This is a genomic window from Kitasatospora sp. CM 4170 (genome assembly GCF_032110285.1).
Lineage (GTDB): Bacteria > Actinomycetota > Actinomycetes > Streptomycetales > Streptomycetaceae > Kitasatospora > Kitasatospora aburaviensis.
In genome coordinates, this window is sequence record NZ_CP134877.1 from 3,022,942 (window position 1) to 3,039,912 (window position 16,971).

7 protein-coding genes are annotated in these 16,971 nt (G+C 72.6%); 2 read left to right on the plus strand and 5 right to left on the minus strand.

The features are described 5' to 3' along the window. Positions 1 to 40: 40 nt before the first annotated feature. A complete protein-coding gene (locus RMN57_RS12320) occupies positions 41 to 2,374 on the minus strand; it encodes a M4 family metallopeptidase (RefSeq protein ID WP_313763439.1) in 2,334 nt (777 codons plus the stop codon). 557 nt (positions 2,375 to 2,931) lie between these two features. Continuing rightward, positions 2,932 to 8,448 carry a pullulanase-type alpha-1,6-glucosidase gene (pulA, locus tag RMN57_RS12325; RefSeq protein WP_380236083.1) on the minus strand — a complete coding sequence of 1,839 codons (5,517 nt, stop codon included), beginning with the start codon at positions 8,446 to 8,448 and terminating at the stop codon, positions 2,932 to 2,934. A 320-nt stretch (positions 8,449 to 8,768) separates the two neighbouring features. Between pulA and RMN57_RS12330 the strand changes: the two genes are divergently transcribed. After that, complete coding sequence (locus RMN57_RS12330) at positions 8,769 to 9,731, plus strand: phosphatase PAP2 family protein (protein ID WP_313763440.1); 963 nt, start codon at positions 8,769 to 8,771, stop codon at positions 9,729 to 9,731. Between the two features lie 138 nt (positions 9,732 to 9,869). Here the strand turns inward: RMN57_RS12330 and RMN57_RS12335 are convergent, their stop codons facing one another. Then, on the minus strand, positions 9,870 to 12,893 hold the full coding sequence (locus RMN57_RS12335; protein ID WP_313763441.1) for a bifunctional [glutamine synthetase] adenylyltransferase/[glutamine synthetase]-adenylyl-L-tyrosine phosphorylase: 3,024 nt from the start codon (positions 12,891 to 12,893) through the stop codon (positions 9,870 to 9,872). Between the two features lie 254 nt (positions 12,894 to 13,147). On the opposite strand from RMN57_RS12335, the gene RMN57_RS12340 reads away from it, so the two are divergent. Further along, entirely contained in the window at positions 13,148 to 13,930 is a 783-nt protein-coding gene (locus tag RMN57_RS12340; protein WP_313763442.1) for a class E sortase, read from the plus strand. 150 nt (positions 13,931 to 14,080) lie between these two features. On the opposite strand, the gene RMN57_RS12345 is transcribed toward RMN57_RS12340, so the two are convergent. Further along, complete coding sequence (locus tag RMN57_RS12345) at positions 14,081 to 15,331, minus strand: hypothetical protein (protein WP_313763443.1); 1,251 nt, start codon at positions 15,329 to 15,331, stop codon at positions 14,081 to 14,083. Positions 15,332 to 15,566: 235 nt separating this feature from the next. Beyond that, entirely contained in the window at positions 15,567 to 16,928 is a 1,362-nt protein-coding gene (locus RMN57_RS12350) for a glutamine synthetase family protein (protein ID WP_313763444.1), read from the minus strand. Positions 16,929 to 16,971: the final 43 nt, after the last annotated feature.

A 16,971-nucleotide genomic window follows, 5' to 3' on the forward strand; every position in this document is an offset into this window, starting at 1 on the left:
CCCTGTCTCACCTGGTTTCAGCCGGTCCTGCCGGCCGGGTTCAGCTCGTGGCGATCGAGGTGTCGTCGATCACGAAGCTCGTCTGCAGCGAGGAGTCCTCGGTGCCGTTGAACTTCAGGGTGACGGTCTGGCCGGCGTAGGCCGACAGGTCGAAGGTGCGCAGCTGGTAGCCGGCGGCGGCGTCCACGTTGGAGTAGGTCTTCAGCGCGGTGCCGTTGACGGTCACGGTCAGCTTGTCGTACACGGTCGAGCCGGACTCACCGGTGTCGATGTGCAGGTAGAAGCTGAGGGTGGCCTTGCAGCCGGACGGGATGGTGACCGTCTGGGAGAGGCTGTCCGTGTGGGTCGAGCCGTAGCCGTTCAGCCAGGCCTTCCACGAACCGCCGTGCGCGGCCTGCGAGGAGCTGTTGTCGACGACGCCGCTGGTGGCCGTCCACGGCGTGGCCGCGCCCGACTCGAAGCCCGCGTTGCCGAGCAGCTGCGCCGGGGTGCAGGTGCTGCTGGTGTCGGTGACCGCCCAGGTGAAGCTGGTGGTCCCGGTCTTGTTCGCCGAGTCCTTCGCGGTCACGGTGACGTTGGAGGTGCCGACGGTGGTCGGCGTGCCGGTGATCACGCCGGTGGAGGCGTTGATCGACAGGCCGGCCGGCAGGCCGGTGGCCGAGTAGCTGAGCGGGGCGGAGCCGCCGCTGGCCTTGATGGCCAGGTTGACCGCGGTGCCGACCTTGGTGCTCTGGTTGCCCGGGCTGGTGACGGTGACGCCGCCCGGGTTCGGCGCGGTGCCCACGTTGACGCCCGCCCAGGCGGTGCCGACCGCGGTGAGCTCGGCGCTGCCCGCGCCGTAGAGGTCGGTAGCCGCCTTCTCCGTCGCGGTGCGGGCCGCGGCGTAGTTGGTGGTGGAGGTCATGTAGGTGGTCAGCGCGCGGTACCAGATCGCGGCGGCCTTGTCCCGGCCGATGCCGGTGACGGCGATGTTGTTCTGGGTCGGCGAGTTGTAGCTGACGCCGTTGATGACCTTCGCGCCGCTGCCCTCGGACAGCAGGTAGAAGAAGTGGTTGGCGACGCCCGAGGAGTAGTGGACGTCCTTGTTGCCGACGGTGGAGGACCAGTAGTCGGCGGACGCGCCGTCCTTGGACGGCTTGTCCATGTAGCGCAGCGGGGTGCCGTTCCCGTTGATGTCGATCAACTCACCGATCAGGTAGTCGGGGTTGTCGGTCGGGATGTTGGCGTAGAACTCCACCATGGTGCCGAAGATGTCCGAGGTGGCCTCGTTCAGGCCGCCGGACTCGCCCGAGTAGTTGAGGTTCGCCGTGGCGGCGGTGACGCCGTGGCTCATCTCGTGGCCGGCGACGTCGAGCTCGGTGAGCGGGTGGGTGTTGCCGTCACCGTCACCGTAGGTCATGCAGAAGCAGTCGTCGTCCCAGAACGCGTTCACGTAGTTCTGGCCGTAGTGGACGCGGCTGTAGGCGCCGACCCCGTCGTTGCGGATGCCGCTGCGGCCGAAGGTGTTCTTGTAGTAGTCCCAGGTGGCCGCGACGCCGAAGTGGGCGTCGACCGCGGCGGACTCGCTGTTGGCGGCGGTGCCGTCGCCCCAGCTGTCGGTGGACTTGCTGTACAGGGTGCCGGTGCCGGAGGTCCCGTGGTTCAGGTTGGTGGTGTACATCCCACCGCGGGCGCCGTCCTTCATCTGGTACGTCGAACCGGACTGCGTGGTGCCGATGGTGACGTTGCCGACGAAGACGCCCTTGCCGGTGCCGGTCTTGACGCCCTCGAACTTCTGGATGACCTGGCCGGAGGTCGCGTCGGTGACCACGTGCAGCTTGCTCGGGGTGCCGTCCGCCTCGGTCGAGGAGACGACCGTCTCCCAGGCGAGCCGCGGGTTGTTGTCGGCGGCCCAGACCACCAGGCGCGGGGCGCTCTCCAGCGCGGAGCCGGACTCGGCGGCCAGCGCGGCGGACTGCGCGGCCGGCGCGGCCAGCTTCGGAGTGGTGCCGACACCGGTGAGTGCCGCGCTGCTGGCGCGGTCCACACCCGTGGTCGCGCCGCCCGGGGCCTGGTGCACCACCAGGTCGCCGCCGAGCACCGGCAGGCCGTTGAGGGTGCGCTCGTAGCGCAGGTGGCGGGTGCCGTTGGCGTCCTGGACGACGTCCTTGGTGACCAGCTTCTCCTCGCTGCCCAGGCCCAGGGTCTGGGCGAGGGAGGCGGACTGCTGGGCCGCCGAGGAGAGCAGCTCGGCGCGGCTGGCCTGCTGGGCGGCGACGGCCGCCGGCGCGTCCGGGGTGGCCGCCTGCGCGATGACCGGGAAGCCGGTCACCAGCAGCGCGGTGGTGGCGGCCATGACAACCGCTGCCTTCCGGGCCTGGGTGTAGCGGGACATGCGGACTCCTTTTCCGACCGACGCCGGTTCGCGTGCGGTGGAGAGAACCTGGCCGCAGGGTTGCGGCGCAGTGGGGGCCCCCGCCGCCGGTGTGCGGCGCGGGTGCGGTTGCGGAGCAGGGTGGAACGATTTCCGAAGGGGCGCGCTGTTCCTGACCTGTGACAGCCGCACCGGGGGGTGGGGCCCCCTCGTCTGCAGCCGGAGGAATCGTGGCAGCAAACACGTCGTGAATGACAGATGCATGCCACGGAATGGCCGATTAGCGATCGAAACCGTATACCGGTGGGCCCCTTGACTGTGTTACAGGCGCGAGACCTCGTGACGACCGTTTTCATTTTCGCCGAAAGGTTCGGCCACCCCGGGCGGGCACTGACCAGTACTCGGATCGGCCGTCCGCGCCGCGCCCGGGCCGGAAGCGCCGGGCGGCGACGGCACGTCACCGTTCCGGCCGTGCCAGCAACGGTTTTCGGCCACCCGGCGCCCAGCCCGGTCCGGAAAGCGGCGCGGGCCCCGCACCGCCCCGAAAGGCGGTGCGGGGCCCGGGTCCGGGCGCTCCGTCAGCGCTGGACGAACACCGCCACCGTGCGGCCGGGCACCGAGAAAGTGCCGCTGGACGGGTCGAATCCGGCCTGCTTGACCACCGGGTCGGCGCCGCCGGCCTGGACCGGGTGGAGCGCCTGCGCCGTGCCCTTCAGACCGGCCACGGTCTGGCTCTGCGCGCCGGGCGTGGCGTTGAACACCACCGTGACGCCCTTCTCCGCGCCCGCCAGCCCGGTGCCGTCCAGGTGGAGCGTGATCACCCCCGGCGTCTCACCGGCCGTGCCGGAGAGCGGGTAGGAGAGCCGCTGCTGCACCTCGGCCAGGGTGGGCAGCGAGAACAGCGGCGAGGACCGCTTGATCCGCAGGAAGTCCTGGTACTGCAGGCTCGCCGCCCGGATGTCGGCGGCGCCGACCGTCAGCTTCGGGTTGGCCAGCAGGGACTTGGCGGCCGGCCACATCTCCCGGTTGTCGGCCGCCATCGGCACGCCGCGGCCCCAGCCGTTGCCGTCGACCTGCCCCGTCACCGGGTCGGGCCAGTGGATGGCGTTGAACCAGTCACCGGAGTCGTAGGCGTTGGAGTCCAGCGACTTGGAGCGCAGCAGGTCGCTGCCGGCCTGGGCGAAGCCGGTCCCCTGGCCGAGTACGGTCAGCGAGAGCGCCAGGGCCTGCATCCGGGCCCGGTCGGCGGGCTCGGTGCCGGCCGGCAGCTTGTAGGCCAGTGCGTCGAACAGGTCGGTGTTGTCGTGCGCGTCCACGTACTCGACCGCCTCGCCGGGCTTGGCCGCGTAGCCGGTCGGGGCGCCGTTGTAGTCGACGCCGGCGCCGGTGACGGTCCGTCCGGAGCTGTCGGTGAAGGTGTAGCCGGCCAGGTTGCCGGTGAGCCCCACCTTGAGCTGGTCCATCTGCTTGAGCAGCCGGGCCCGCTGCTCCTCGGGGCCGCCGTTGGCGGGCGAGCCGTTGGGGTCGGTGAACAGGCCCGAGGCGAAGCCCTGCTGCGGGGCGGAGGAGAGCATGAAGTTGCCGCCGCGCGCCGCGTCCCGGATCCGGTCGTCGAAGGTGGCGATGCCGGTGCCGGCCATGTTGAGCTGGGTGGCCTGCTCGAACCGGGCGTTGTTCGCGACGGCGCCGAAGTTCCAGCCCTCGCCGTAGAGGAGGACGTTCTTCCCGTCCACGCCGTCCGAGTCCGGCGTCATCCGCCGCAGCGCGGCCTGCACGTCCAGCATGGTGGACTTCGGGTCCAGCCCCATCAGGTCGAAGCGGAAGCCGTCCACCCGGTACTCGCGCGCCCAGGTGGTCACCGAGTCCACCACCAGGCGGTTCATCATGGCGTGCTCCGGCGCGGTGTCCGAGCAGCAGCTGTCCGTCGTCACCTTGCCGTTGGCGTCCAGCCGCTGGTAGTAGCCGGGGACGACCTTGTCCAGCACCGAGTGCTCGGCCTGGCCGCTCGCGGCGGTGTGGTTGTAGACCACGTCCAGCACCACCCGCAGCCCGGCCGCGTGGATCGCCTGCACCATCTGCCGGAACTGCACCGTCCGGGCCGTGCCCGTCGGGTCGGTGGCGTACGAGCCCTCCGGCACGTTGTAGTGGAGCGGGTCGTAACCCCAGTTGTAGGCGTCCTGGGCGGCGACGGCGGCCACGCACTCCTGCTGCTTCTCGCTGTCCGCCGCCAGCGCCTTGAGGTCGCAGGCGGGCAGCTTCTGCTCGGCCCGGTTCTCCCGGATGGTGGCGATGTCGAAGGTCGGCAGCAGGTGGACGGTGGTCACCCCGGCCGCGGCCAGCTCGCGCAGGTGCTTCATGCCGGCGGACTGCGACTCGGTGAACGCCAGGTAGGTGCCGCGCTCGGCGGCCGGCACGGTGGCGTCCTCGACCGAGAAGTCGCGGACGTGCAGCTCCTGGATCTGCTCGCGGGCGGGCGGGACGGCCTTCGGGACGGCGTGGTCGTCCCAGCCCTGCGGCTTCAGCCCCGGGGCGGCGAGGTCGGCGACCAGGCTCCGCCGCGAGTCGGCGGAGAGCGCCACCGAGTACGGGTCGGTCACCGTGTTGACCACCGTGCGCTGCACCGACGGGGCCCAGACCTTCACCTGGTACAGGTAGTACTTGCCGTCCAGCTCGGCCTTGTCCCGGACGAGCTCCCAGACGCCGGTCTCGTCGTCCAGCTTCATCGGCACGGTCTTCGGGGTGCCGCCGTCCGGCCCGTCGAAGAGCTGGACGGAGACCTCCTGCGCGGTCGGCGCCCAGACCGAGAGCGCCACCTTGCCGTTGTAGTAGGCCGGACCGAAGTCCACCCGGCCGGTGCGGCGCGCGTACAGGTCGTCCAGGACGCCGGGGATCTGCACCCCGGTGGCGGCCAGCGCGGCCCCGCTCGGCAGGTGCTCGGTGAAGAGCAGCTGGCCGCGGAGCGCCTGCGCGACGCGCCCGGCGTCCCGCTGGTCCACGGTGAAGGCGCGGTAGCCCGCCAGGTGCGGGAACTTCGCCTTCTGCGCGTCGGTCAGCCCGCCCTGGACGGGGGTGAGCCGGATCCACTGCCCGGCCTTGCTCAGCACGCCCTTGTCGGCCGTGATGCCGCCCTCGGGGTCGTAGACGAGCTGGGCGCTGGTGCCGCCGGCCAGGGCGGCGTCGCCGGCGCCGTAGCCGGCCGGGACGACCACCGTGCGGGCGTCGATCCACTGCGCCTTGGCCGAGCCGAGGTCCACCTGGGAGGAGGCCGCCGCGGTCTGCGGCAGCAGGTAGCCCTCCCGGCCGCCGAGGATCCAGACCTCGCGGCCGGTGCCGGCGAGGTCCAGCGACTGGTCGTTCGGCAGGTCCTTGTCGTTGCCCCGGTGGAGGATGTAGCTGAGGCTGGTCGCACCGGGCGCGAGCGGCACCTCGAAGACGGCGCCGAAGGCGTCGCGGCGCACCGGCATCAGCGGGCTGCCCCAGTCGGTGGGGTGGGCGGCGCCGGTCCAGTCGTGCAGGCCCCAGCCGTCGTAGTCGCCGTCGGGGCGGTTGTAGTGGATGACGGCGGTGCCGGCGGGCGGGGTGTCGACCGGTCCGGGGTTGGTGGTCCGGACGGTCGGGTCGCCCTCCTTGAGCCAGATCTCGCCGGTCGCGCCGACGTCGACGTGGCGGTCGGCGTCCACGTCCTTCGCGCCGCCCTTCTCCACGATGAAGCCGACGTCCGAGGCACCGGGCTTGAGCTTCACGTAGGCGAAGGCGCCGTACGCGTCGCGGCCGGTGAAGCCGTGCCCGGCCGGCCACTGGGTCCCCTCGCCGTCGGCGAGGTCGCCCCAGGCGTAGAGGTTCCAGCCGTCGTAGTCGCCGTTCCGGCGCTGGTAGTGCACGACGGCGTAGGGGCGGGCGGCGGCGCTGGGCGCCGGCTTGGGCGCGGGGGCACCGGTGGTGAAGCTCGCGGTGGCCGAGCGCAGGTGGCCGCTGGAGTCCTGGACCACGGCCTTGTAGCGGACGACGGTGCCGGGCGCGACGGCGCCGAGGTCCTGGGTGACCCGGTAGGAGCCGTTGTCGGCGGTGCCGAGGGTCTGCCACGGCCCGGTGCCGACCTGGGCGGCGAAGGTGACCCGGTTGAAACCGCCCCCGTCGACGTCGGCGCCGACCGTGACGGTGCCGCTGCTGCCGTCGGCCGGCGGCCGGAGCGCCAGCCCCGGCGCGGCCGCGACCGGGGCGAGCCGGCCGGCGGCCTTGAAGACCACCGACGAGAGCGCGGGCACGGTCACGGTGACCTTGCGGTCCGCGCCGCCGGTCAGCCTCTCGCCCGCGGCCGGGTAGATCCGGTCGAAGCCCTGCCCGGCGGCGAAGGTGTCCAGGGTGACGGTCTTCGCCTCGGTCGCGTTGTTCACCGCGACCAGGTACTCGACCTGCTGGCCGGCGTCGATCCGGGAGAAGGCGTACACGCCCGCGCCGTCGGCGGCGTACCGCTCGATCTGGGCGCCGTCGGCGAGTGCCGGGTGGTCGCGGCGGAGCCGGGCCAGCCCGGCGATGCCCTGGTAGAGCGCGCCGCCCTCCCCGTAGCGGTCGGCGGAGCCGGCGGTGCCGCCGAGCACCCGGTCGGTGTTGTACGAGGGGGTCTGCGAGGCGAAGAGGTCCTGCCGGGCGTCCTTGTCGCCGCCCGCGCCGGTGAAGCCCTGCTCGTCGCCGTAGTAGACGACGGGCTGGCCGCGGGTGAGGAACTGCAGCTCGGTGCCGAGCCGGTCCTTCTTCAGCAGGGTGGCGTCGTCGGCGCCGGGGTTGTCGCTCAGCAGGAACGAGCCGAAGCGGCCCATGTCGTGGTTGCCGAGGAAGGTCGGCAGCTCGTACGCGTCGGTGTCGGCGGTGGTGTAGCGGTAGTCCTGGCCGTACACGTCGGCGAGGGTCTTCGCCGAACCGCCCTGCGAGACGTAGGAGCGGGCGGCGTTCTGGAACGGGAAGTCCAGCGTGGCCTGCAGCCTGCCCTTGGTGACGTACGGCGAGGTGATCGCCGGGTCGCCGGAGTAGACCTCGCCGAACATGAAGAACCGCTTGTTGCCCTGCTTGGCGGCGAAGTCCTTGAGCGCCGGCGCCCACTGCTGCCAGAAGGCCATGTTGACGTGCTTGACGGTGTCGATCCGGAAGCCGTCCACGCCGGCGTCCTTGACCCACTGCTGGTAGACCTTCTCGAAGCCCTGCACCACCCGCGGGTTCTGGGTGTCGAGGTCGTCCAGGCCGGAGAAGTCGCCCTCGGTGGCGGACTCGCCGGCGAAGGTCGAGTCGCCCCGGTTGTGGTAGAGCGCGGGGTCGTTGAGCCAGGCCGGGGTCTTGGCGGTGGCGTCGGCCGGGTTGCGGAAGACCGGGCTGTACGGGAACGAGTCCTTGGTCAGCTTCGGCCAGGCGGCCCGTGCGTCGGCCAGCGCGGTCTCGTCCACCGGCCGGCCGTCGGCGTCCAGCACCGGGTACGCGCCGGTGCTCCGGTAGCCGTACTGCTTCTGCTGGTAGTCGATGACGTCGGCGGTGTGGTTGGTGATGACGTCGAAGAAGACCTTGATCCCGCGCGCGTGCGCCTTCGCTATCAGCTCCTTGAGCTGCTCGTTGGTGCCGAAGTGCGGGTCGACCTGGGTGAAGTCGGTGATCCAGTAGCCGTGGTACCCGGCGGATACGTCCGACCCCGTGCCCTGGACCGGCTTGTTCTTGAAGATCGGGGCCATCCAGATCGCGGTGGTACCGAGGTTCTGGATGTAGTCGAGCCGCTGGATCAGGCCGGCGAGGTCGCCGCCGTGGTAGAAGCCCTTGTCCGCGGGGTCGAGGCCGTGCTCCAGCCGGCTGCCGGTGATGCCGCCGGTGTCGTTGCCCCGGTCGCCGTTGGCGAAGCGGTCCGGCAGGACGAAGTAGAACTGCTCGCGGGTGAGGTCGTGCCGCCCGGCGGTGGCGGCCAGCGCGGCGTCCGACGGGGGTGCGGGCGGGGCGGCGGCGAACGCGGCCGGGGCGGTGCCGAGGGTGGCGGCCATCAGCGAGGCGGCCAGCAGCACCGCCGTCCGGCCGGGTCTACGGGTGGTGCTCCGCCGGCGGCGGGGCGTGACATCGGCCACGGAGGGCTCCCTTGCGGGGGAAAGGGGTGATCGAGTTGCGAGGACGCTAGCGGGCTGCAATCTGTTTCAGCAAGATGCAGAAACGGTTTCGCGCAGGGAAAATACGCTCCTCGTACCGGTTCCCGACCCCCGATTGCGCCGGCCGATCGGTGCGGCGTGACAATGGGAGCTATGCCCGTCCCACCGGTTCGCACCAGACCCGTCCGCACCCCCTACCCCGGTGGGAGAGACCCCCTAGCCCTCAAGGGGGACAGCCGGTGAAGAATCCACTTCCACAGGATGAGCAGACGGCTACGGGACGTCTGGCAGACTTCTCGTCCATGGGGGAACCGACCGACATCCAGCAGCCCGGCGCCGAACAGCCCGACGCGGCACCCGGCACTCCCGCGGCGGCCCCGGCCGGGCCCGGCCGGATGCCCGACGGAGCCACCCGGGTCGCCCAGTCCCGCTCGGCCGCCCTGCGCAACCGCGTCCGCGACCAGCGCCGCTCGCCGGCCCGACCGCGGATCTGGTTCGAGCTGGCGCTGATCGGGGTCAGCTACTGGCTCTACTCCCTCGTCCGCAACGCGGTGCCCGAGCAGGAGGCGATAGCCCAGAAGCACGCCTCCTGGATCTGGGACTTCGAGCACAGCCTGGGCGTCGCGTTCGAGCGCTCGGTGAACCACGCGATGGACGGCATCGGGTGGCTCATCACCGGGATGAACTACTACTACGCGACGCTGCACTTCGTCGTCACCATCGGCGTCCTGGTCTGGCTCTACCGGCGCCACCCGGGCCGCTACGTCGGGGTCCGCACGGTGTTGTTCGTCACCACCGGCATCGCCCTGGTCGGCTTCTACTTCTTCCCGCTGGCCCCGCCCCGGCTGATGACCGACGGCGGCTTCATCGACACCGTGAAGACGCACGGCACCTGGGGCTCGATGGCCTCCGGCCCGGCCACGCACGTCTCCAACCAGTTCGCGGCGATGCCCTCGATGCACATCGGCTGGTCGATGTGGTGCGGCCTGACCCTCTTCTTCCTGGCCCGCCGGACGTGGGTCCGGGTGCTCGGCCTGCTCTACCCGGCGGCCACCCTGGTGGTCATCGTCTCCACCGCGAACCACTTCTGGATGGACGCGGTCGGCGGCCTGGTCTGCCTCCTGGTGGGCTTCCTCGCCGCCCGCTGGCTCTACCACTCCTCGGTCTACAAACTGCCCAGGGTGCCGGCCCGGGAGCTGCCGGAGGAGCCGATCACCGTGCCGGAGCAGTGGAGCGAGCCGGCCGTGAGCACCGCCCGCCGCTGACCGCCGTACGGCATCACCCGAATACGCCCGAAGAGGGCCCGGTGACCACTCACCGGGCCCTCTTCGCGTCCTCGCGGCCGGAGGTGCCCGGCGGGCGCCGTACGCCCGGGCGCCGTACGCCCGGGCGCCGGGGGCGGCTCAGCCGTAGAACAGCCGCTCCACCACCGCCCGGGCCCGCCGGGTGGCCCGCCGGTAGTCGTCCACCAGCTCGCCGCTGTGCCCGGCGCCGTAGCCGAGGTAGCGCGCCACCCCGGCCAGCTCGCGGGCGTCCGCGGGGAAGCTGTCCCCCGGCCGGCCGCGCACCAGCATCACCGCGGACCGCACCCGCGAGGCCAGCACCCAGGCGGTGTCCAGCACCGCCGCGTCCTCCCCGTCCACCAGCCCGGCCTCGACGGCGGCCGCCAGCGCGGCCCTGGTCCGGGTGGTGCGCAGGCCCGGCAGCTCGTGCCCGTGCTGGAGCTGGAGCAGCTGGACGGTCCACTCGACGTCCGCCAGCCCGCCCCGGCCGATCTTGGTGTGGGTGGTCGGGTCGGCCCCCCGCGGCAGCCGCTCGGCCTCGATCCGGGCCTTGATCCGGCGGATCTCCATCAGGTCCCGCTCCGGCACTCCGACCCCCGGGTACCGCAGCGGGTCGATCAGCTGCCGGAACCGCGCGCCGAGGTCCTCGTCCCCGGCCACCGGCTCGGCCCGCAGCAGCGCCTGGCTCTCCCAGGCGTGCGACCAGCGCCGGTAGTACGCGGTGTACGAGGCGAGGGTGCGCACCAGCGGACCGTTGCGCCCCTCCGGCCGCAGGTCGGCGTCGACCAGCAGCGGCGGCTCGGTGGACGGCGCGGCCAGCAGCGTGCGCAGCTCGTGGCAGACCGCCTGGGCGGCCCGGGCGGCGTCCTGCTCCAGCGAGCCGAGCAGCGGCTCGTGGACGAAGAGGACGTCCGCGTCCGAGCCGTAGCCGAGCTCGCGGCCGCCGAACCGGCCCATCGCGATCACCGCGATCCGGGTCGGCAGGCCGCCGTGCTCGGCCTCCCAGCCGGCGATGCAGGCCCGCAGTGCCCCCTGGAGGGTTGCGGCGTTCAGCGCGGTGAGCGCCTCCCCAGCGGCGTCCAGGGCCTCGGCGGGGTCGTCGCCGAGCCGGCCGAGCACATCGGCGGCCGCGGTGCGGAACAGCTCGCGCCGGCGCACCGAACGGGCCGCGGCGACTCCCGCACCGGTGGAGTCGGCCCGGCCGACGGCGGCCAGGATCTCCTGCTCCAGCGCGGCCCGCCCGCGCGGCACCAGGCCCTGCGGGTCACCCAGCATGGCCACCGCCTCGGGCGCCCGCAGCAGCAGGTCGGGGGCGAGCCGGCCGGCCGAGAGCACCCGAGCCAGTTGCTCGGCGGCGCCGCTCTCGTCCCGCAGCAGTCGCAGGTACCAGGGGGTGCGGCCGAGCGCGTCGGAGACCTGGCGGAAGTTGAGCAGCCCGGCGTCCGGGTCGGCCGAGTCGGCGAACCAGCCGAGCAGCACCGGCAGCAGCGTCCGCTGGATGGCGGCCTTGCGGCTGACGCCGGAGGCGAGCGCGGTGAGGTGGCGCAGCGCGGCGGCCGGGTCGGCGTAGCCGAGCGCCTCCAGCCGGGCCCGCGCGGCGTCCGGGGTGAGGCCGGCCGCGCCGGTCGGCAGTTCGGCGACGGCGTCCAGCAGCGGCCGGTAGAACAGCTTCTCGTGCAGCCGGCGGACCTCCACGGCGTGCCGCCTCCACTCCCGCTGCAACGCGGCCACCGGGTCGGCCCGGGTGTCGTCGTTGATCAGCGGGGCGAGCGAACGGGCCAGCCGGCGCTGGTCCTCCTCCCCCGTGGGCATCAGGTGGGTGCGGCGCAGCCGGTGCAGCTGGATCCGGTGCTCCATCGAGCGCAGGAAGCGGTAGGCGGCGTCCAGCGAGGCGGCGTCGGCCCGGCCGACGTACCCGCCCCGGGAGAGCGCGGCCAGCGCCTCCAGGGTGTTGCCGCTGCGCAGCGCCGGGTCGGTGCGCCCGTGCACCAGCTGGAGCAGTTGGACGGAGAACTCGACGTCGCGCAGCCCGCCCGGGCCCAGCTTGAGCTGCCGGTCCAGCTCGGTGGCCGGGATGGAGTCGATCACCCGGCGGCGCATCTGCTGCACGTCGGCGACGAAGTTCTCCCGGGCCGCGGCCTGCCAGACCATCGGCTCCAGCGCGGCGAGGTAGGCGGCGCCCAGCTCGGCGTCGCCGGCCACCGGGCGGGCCTTGAGCAGGGCCTGGAACTCCCAGGTCTTGGCCCAGCGCTGGTAGTACGCGGTGTGGCTGGCGAGGGTGCGCACCAGCGGGCCGTTGCGGCCCTCCGGGCGCAGGTTGGCGTCGACCGGCCAGATGGTGCCCTCGCCGGTGGTGTCGGCGCAGAGCCGGGTGAGGGCGGCGGCGAGCCGGGTGGCGGCCTTGAGCGCCTCGTGCTCGTCGGCACCCTCCTGCGGCTCGGCGACGAAGATGACGTCCACGTCGGAGACGTAGTTGAGCTCGCGGCCGCCGCACTTGCCCATGCCGATGACGGCCAGCCGGCAGGACCGGGCGGCCTCCGGGTCCTGCTCGGCGGCGAGGTCCAGGGCGGTCTGCAGGGTGGCGCCGGCCAGGTCGGCGAGCTCGGCGGCGGTCTGCGCCAGGTCGGTGGTGCCGGTGAGGTCGCGGGCGGCGATGGCCAGCAGGCAGCGGCGGTAGGCGACCCGCAGGGCGTCCGCCGGGCTGCCCGTGCCGTCCGCCCGGACGGCCTGTCGGAGGGCGCGCAGGAAGTCCTCCGGGCCGGGGTGCATGTCGCGCAGCTCGAAGGTGACCAGGGCGTGCCAGTCGTGCGGGTGCCGGGCCAGGTGGTCGGCGAGCGCGGTGGAGGCGCCGAGTACGCCGAGCAGCCGGTCGCGCAGCGGTTTGGAGGTGGTCAGGGTGTCGCGCAGGGTGTGCCGGTCCGCCTCGTCGGCGGCCTCCAGCAGACGGGCCAGGCCGAGCAGGGCGAGGTCCGGGTCGGCGGTGGCGCCGAGCGCGTCCAGCAGGACCGGGTCGTCGGCCAGGCCCTCCAGACCGGGGCCGGCGAGCAGCCGGACGGCCTGCGCCGGGTCGGTGAACCCGCGCCGGACCAGCCTGATCTCGGGCCGGCTCACCCGGCTCCCGGCCCGCTGCTCCTCCACCGCCATGGCCCCTCCATCCCTCCGTTCAGCAGATTACGCGCCCCCACGGCGCAGCGCCGGGCATGACCGCGGACCGGACCCCACCCGGCCACCGGTGTGGCGTGTCGGCTTGCCCGCCCGTCCGGGGAGCGGTGAAGTACGCCCATGACCGGCCCGGACGTCCCGGGCGAGGGTGTGCCCGCCACTGCGCCGTGCGGGCCGTTCCGCACCCCGGGCCGGCCTCCGACGTCCTCTCCCCCACGCTCAGCGAAGGACAGCCCATGGCGACCGCGCACCCGTCCGCGGAGCGAGCCCCACGCCGGCGCCGGCGCCGGATCGCGGTCGGTGCGCTCGGCGACCTGCTGTTCACCGTGGGCGTGCTGCTCGCCCTGCTGGTCGTCCACTCCCTGTGGTGGACGAACCTCACGGCCGCCCGGCACGCGGATCTCGCCGCCGAGCAACTGCGGCAGCGCTGGTCGGCGGCGACACCGGCGGCACCACCGGCGGCCGCACCACCGACCGGAAGCACGGAGGCCGCCGTCCCGGCCCCGTTCGGGGAGGACGACGGCATCGGTTTCCTGCACGTGCCCGCGATGGGCGCCGGCTACCAGGTGCTGATCAAGCCCGGCACCGACGAGAAGACCCTCGCGGAGGGCGTCGCCGGCGCCTACACGGAACCGTACGCCGCCGCCATGCCCTGGGAGTCCCAGGGGAATTTCGCCCTGGCCGCCCACCGGGACGGCCACGGGGCGAAGTTCCACGACCTGGACGTGCTGAAGCCCGGCGACCCGCTGGTCGTGGAGACCCGCGACCGCTGGTACGTGTACCGCGTCGACGCCACGCTGCCGAAGACCTCCAAGGACGACACCGGCGTCATCGCCCCGGTGCCCACCGGCTCCCCCTACACCGGGCCGGGCCGGTACATCACCCTGACGACCTGCACGCCGGTCTACACCTCGCTCTACCGGATGGCCGTGTGGGGCAGCCTGGTCCGGGAGCAGCCGGTGGACGCCGCCCGTACGCCGCCTCCCGAGCTGCGGGAGCGGGGCGCCTCGCAGGGGTGAGCCGTGGCCGCCGGCCGCCGGGCGGGTGCGCGGTGCGTCCCGGGCCCGTCGGCCGTCCCGGCCGTTGAACGGCCGGGACGGCTCCTCGCCGGACGACCGCGCGGCGCGGTCCGTACGCCGCTTACCCGGCGCCCCGGGGGACGGGTCCGGTCATGCACGCCGCCGGCCGAGCCGCATCGCCGCCGCACCCGCCGCGAGCAGCGCGGCCGAGAGGCCGATCATGATCGGCATCCCCTGGGAACCCGTCTCGGCGAGCTCCCCGTGGTGGTGCCCGCCCTTGTGCTCCGTGTCCTTGCCGTGCGGCTTGGCCTGGTGGTCCTTGCCCGAAGCGTGGTGCGCGGGCTTTCCGCCGTGCTCGCCGCCGCCCTGGTGAACCGCCTTGCCCGGCTTCCCGCCCTGCGCGACGAAGCTCGTCTTGTTCACGTTGTGCGAGGCCTGCTGGTTCTTCTGGCTCTGCTTGCTGGACAGCTTGTTGTCCTGCGAGGCCGACTGGTGCGCCGCGTTCTTCGCGGAGTTGTTCGAGCTGCTGGCGGCGATGTTGTTCGCGCTGTTGTCGAGCTTGTTGACGACGTCGTTCTTCACGACGACGGTCACGTGGACGTGCTGGTCCTGGCCCTGGTTCTGCTTACCGCTCTGGCTCTGGCCCTGCTCCTGGCCCTGGTTCTGGCCCTGAGCCTGGTTCTGCTCGTTGCTCTGCCCCTGGCCCTGCTCCTGGCCCTGCCCCTGGTCGCCGTGGCCCTCGTGACCACCGTGACCCTCGTGACCGCCGTGGTCCCCGTGCTCCTCGTGGCCGCCATGCCCCTCGTGGCCGCCGTGGTCCCCGTGCTCCTCGTGACCGCCGTGGCCCTCGTGACCACCGTGGTCCCCGTGGTCGCCGTGGTCCCCGGGCTGGCAGTCGCAGTCGGACGGCCCGTGACCGCCGTTGTGGCCCTGCCCGTCCGTGGCACAGTGCTCGCCGTGCTCGCCCCCGCCGCCGGTCGGCCGGCCCTCGGGGGTCACCAGCTCCGGCGACGAAGCCGTCGACTGACTGCGTACGACGCCGTCCTCGCCCAGCCGGGCCAGGTCGTCCTGCTCGACGGCGTAGCCCTCGACCTCCCACGCCGGGCCGTCGGCCCGGGCGTCGTCGGCCGCGGTGCCGGTGTCGGCCCGGTGGGCCGGGCGGACCACCGGCGTGGAGTAAATGGTGCTGCGACCGTTGAAGGTCCAGGTGCCGACGGTGGAGCCGGTGTCCTCCTCGGCCAGGCTCAGGAGGCTGTCGACCCATTCCCCCTGGGCCTCCACGGATTCCGTGGCTGCGCCGTGGTCGACGAGGGGTGAGGCGTAGGCCGTGCCGTCGGCGCCCCACACGAGGGCGGCCGAGGCCAGTCCGGACAGGACCAGGGTGGTGATTCGAGTACGCATGACGCTCCAGGATGATCCGCAAAACGGATCTTCTGAATACGCCCCTCCGTCACCCGTTCACGGTTCGCACCGCTGGGGTGTAACCGCAAAGGCCTAACGAATTAGCGTGCGCGGAGGACGCCGCCGAGCAGCCCGCCCCACTCGCCGCGGTCGCCGACCCCGGCCCTCCCGAGCCCGCGACAGCAAAGTGGGCCCACTCCGAACGGAGCAGGCCCACCCGGCAGTTGAGGGAGCGTCAGAGCACCTGGAGGTTCTTCCGCAGCTCGAACGGGGTGACCTCGGAGCGGTACTCCTCCCACTCCTGGCGCTTGTTGCGCAGGAAGAAGTCGAACACGTGCTCGCCGAGCGTCTCGGCGACGAGCTCGCTGCGCTGCATCAGGTCGATCGCCTCGCCGAGGTTCTGCGGCATCGGCTGGATGCCGAGGGCGCGGCGCTCGGCGTCGGTCAGCGCCCAGACGTCGTCGTCGGCGCCGGGCGGGAGCTCGTAGCCCTCCTCGATGCCCTTGAGGCCGGCCGCCAGGGTGACGGCGTAGGCCAGGTAGGGGTTGCAGCCGGTGTCGAGCGAGCGGACCTCGATCCGGGTGGAGCCCTGCTTGCCGGGCTTGTACATCGGCACCCGGATCAGCGCGGAGCGGTTGTTGTGGCCCCAGCAGATGTACGACGGGGCCTCACCGCCGGCGCCGGCGGTGCGCTGGGAGCCGCCCCAGATCCGCTTGTACGAGTTGACCCACTGGTTGGTGACGGCGGCCGTCTCGGCGGCGTGCCGCAGCAGGCCGGCGATGAACGAGCGGCCGACCTTGGAGAGCTGGTACTCGGCGCCGGACTCGTGGAAGGCGTTGCGGTCGCCCTCGAAGAGCGAGAGGTGGGTGTGCATGCCGGAGCCGGGGTGGTCCGAGAACGGCTTCGGCATGAAGCTGGCGTGCACGCCCTGCTCCAGCGCGACCTCCTTCATGACCAGGCGGAAGGTCATGATGTTGTCGGCGGTGGAGAGCGCGTCGGCGTAGCGCAGGTCGATCTCCTGCTGCCCGGGGGCGCCCTCGTGGTGGGAGAACTCCACCGAGATGCCCATCGACTCCAGCATGGTGATCGCCTGGCGGCGGAAGTCGTGGCCCACACCGCGCGGGGTGTGGTCGAAGTAGCCGGACTGGTCGGCGGGGATCGGCGGGGTGCCGTCGCCGGGCAGGTTCTTCAGCAGGAAGAACTCGATCTCGGGGTGGGTGTAGAAGGTGAAGCCCTGCTCGGAGGCCTTCTCCAGGGTGCGCTTGAGCACGAAGCGCGGGTCGGCGAAGGACGGCGAGCCGTCCGGCATCAGGATGTCGCAGAACATCCGGGCCGTGCCCGGCGTCTCCGAGCGCCAGGGCAGGATCTGGAAGGTGGTCGGATCCGGCTTGGCGATCATGTCGGACTCGTAGACCCGGGCGAAGCCCTCGATCGCCGAGCCGTCGAAGCCGATGCCCTCCTCGAAGGCCTGCTCCAGCTCCGCCGGCGCCACCGCCACGGACTTCAGGAACCCGAGCACGTCGGTGAACCACAGCCGGACGAAACGGATGTCACGCTCTTCGAGCGTCCGGAGCACGAACTCCTGCTGCTTGCCCATGGGGACAGTCTCACCTCTGCTCTTTACGTTCGTGTTACGCCCG

What these genes read in the sequence shown, in the direction of transcription:
- RMN57_RS12345 (WP_313763443.1), bottom strand. Translation starts at nt 15,331, where the DNA reads ATGCGTACTCGAATCACCACCCTGGTCCTGTCCGGACTGGCCTCGGCC.
- RMN57_RS12320 (WP_313763439.1), bottom strand. Translation starts at nt 2,374, where the DNA reads ATGTCCCGCTACACCCAGGCCCGGAAGGCAGCGGTTGTCATGGCCGCC.
- RMN57_RS12330 (WP_313763440.1), top strand. Translation starts at nt 8,769, where the DNA reads ATGGGGGAACCGACCGACATCCAGCAGCCCGGCGCCGAACAGCCCGAC.
- RMN57_RS12340 (WP_313763442.1), top strand. Translation starts at nt 13,148, where the DNA reads ATGGCGACCGCGCACCCGTCCGCGGAGCGAGCCCCACGCCGGCGCCGG.
- RMN57_RS12335 (WP_313763441.1), bottom strand. Translation starts at nt 12,893, where the DNA reads ATGGCGGTGGAGGAGCAGCGGGCCGGGAGCCGGGTGAGCCGGCCCGAG.
- RMN57_RS12350 (WP_313763444.1), bottom strand. Translation starts at nt 16,928, where the DNA reads ATGGGCAAGCAGCAGGAGTTCGTGCTCCGGACGCTCGAAGAGCGTGAC.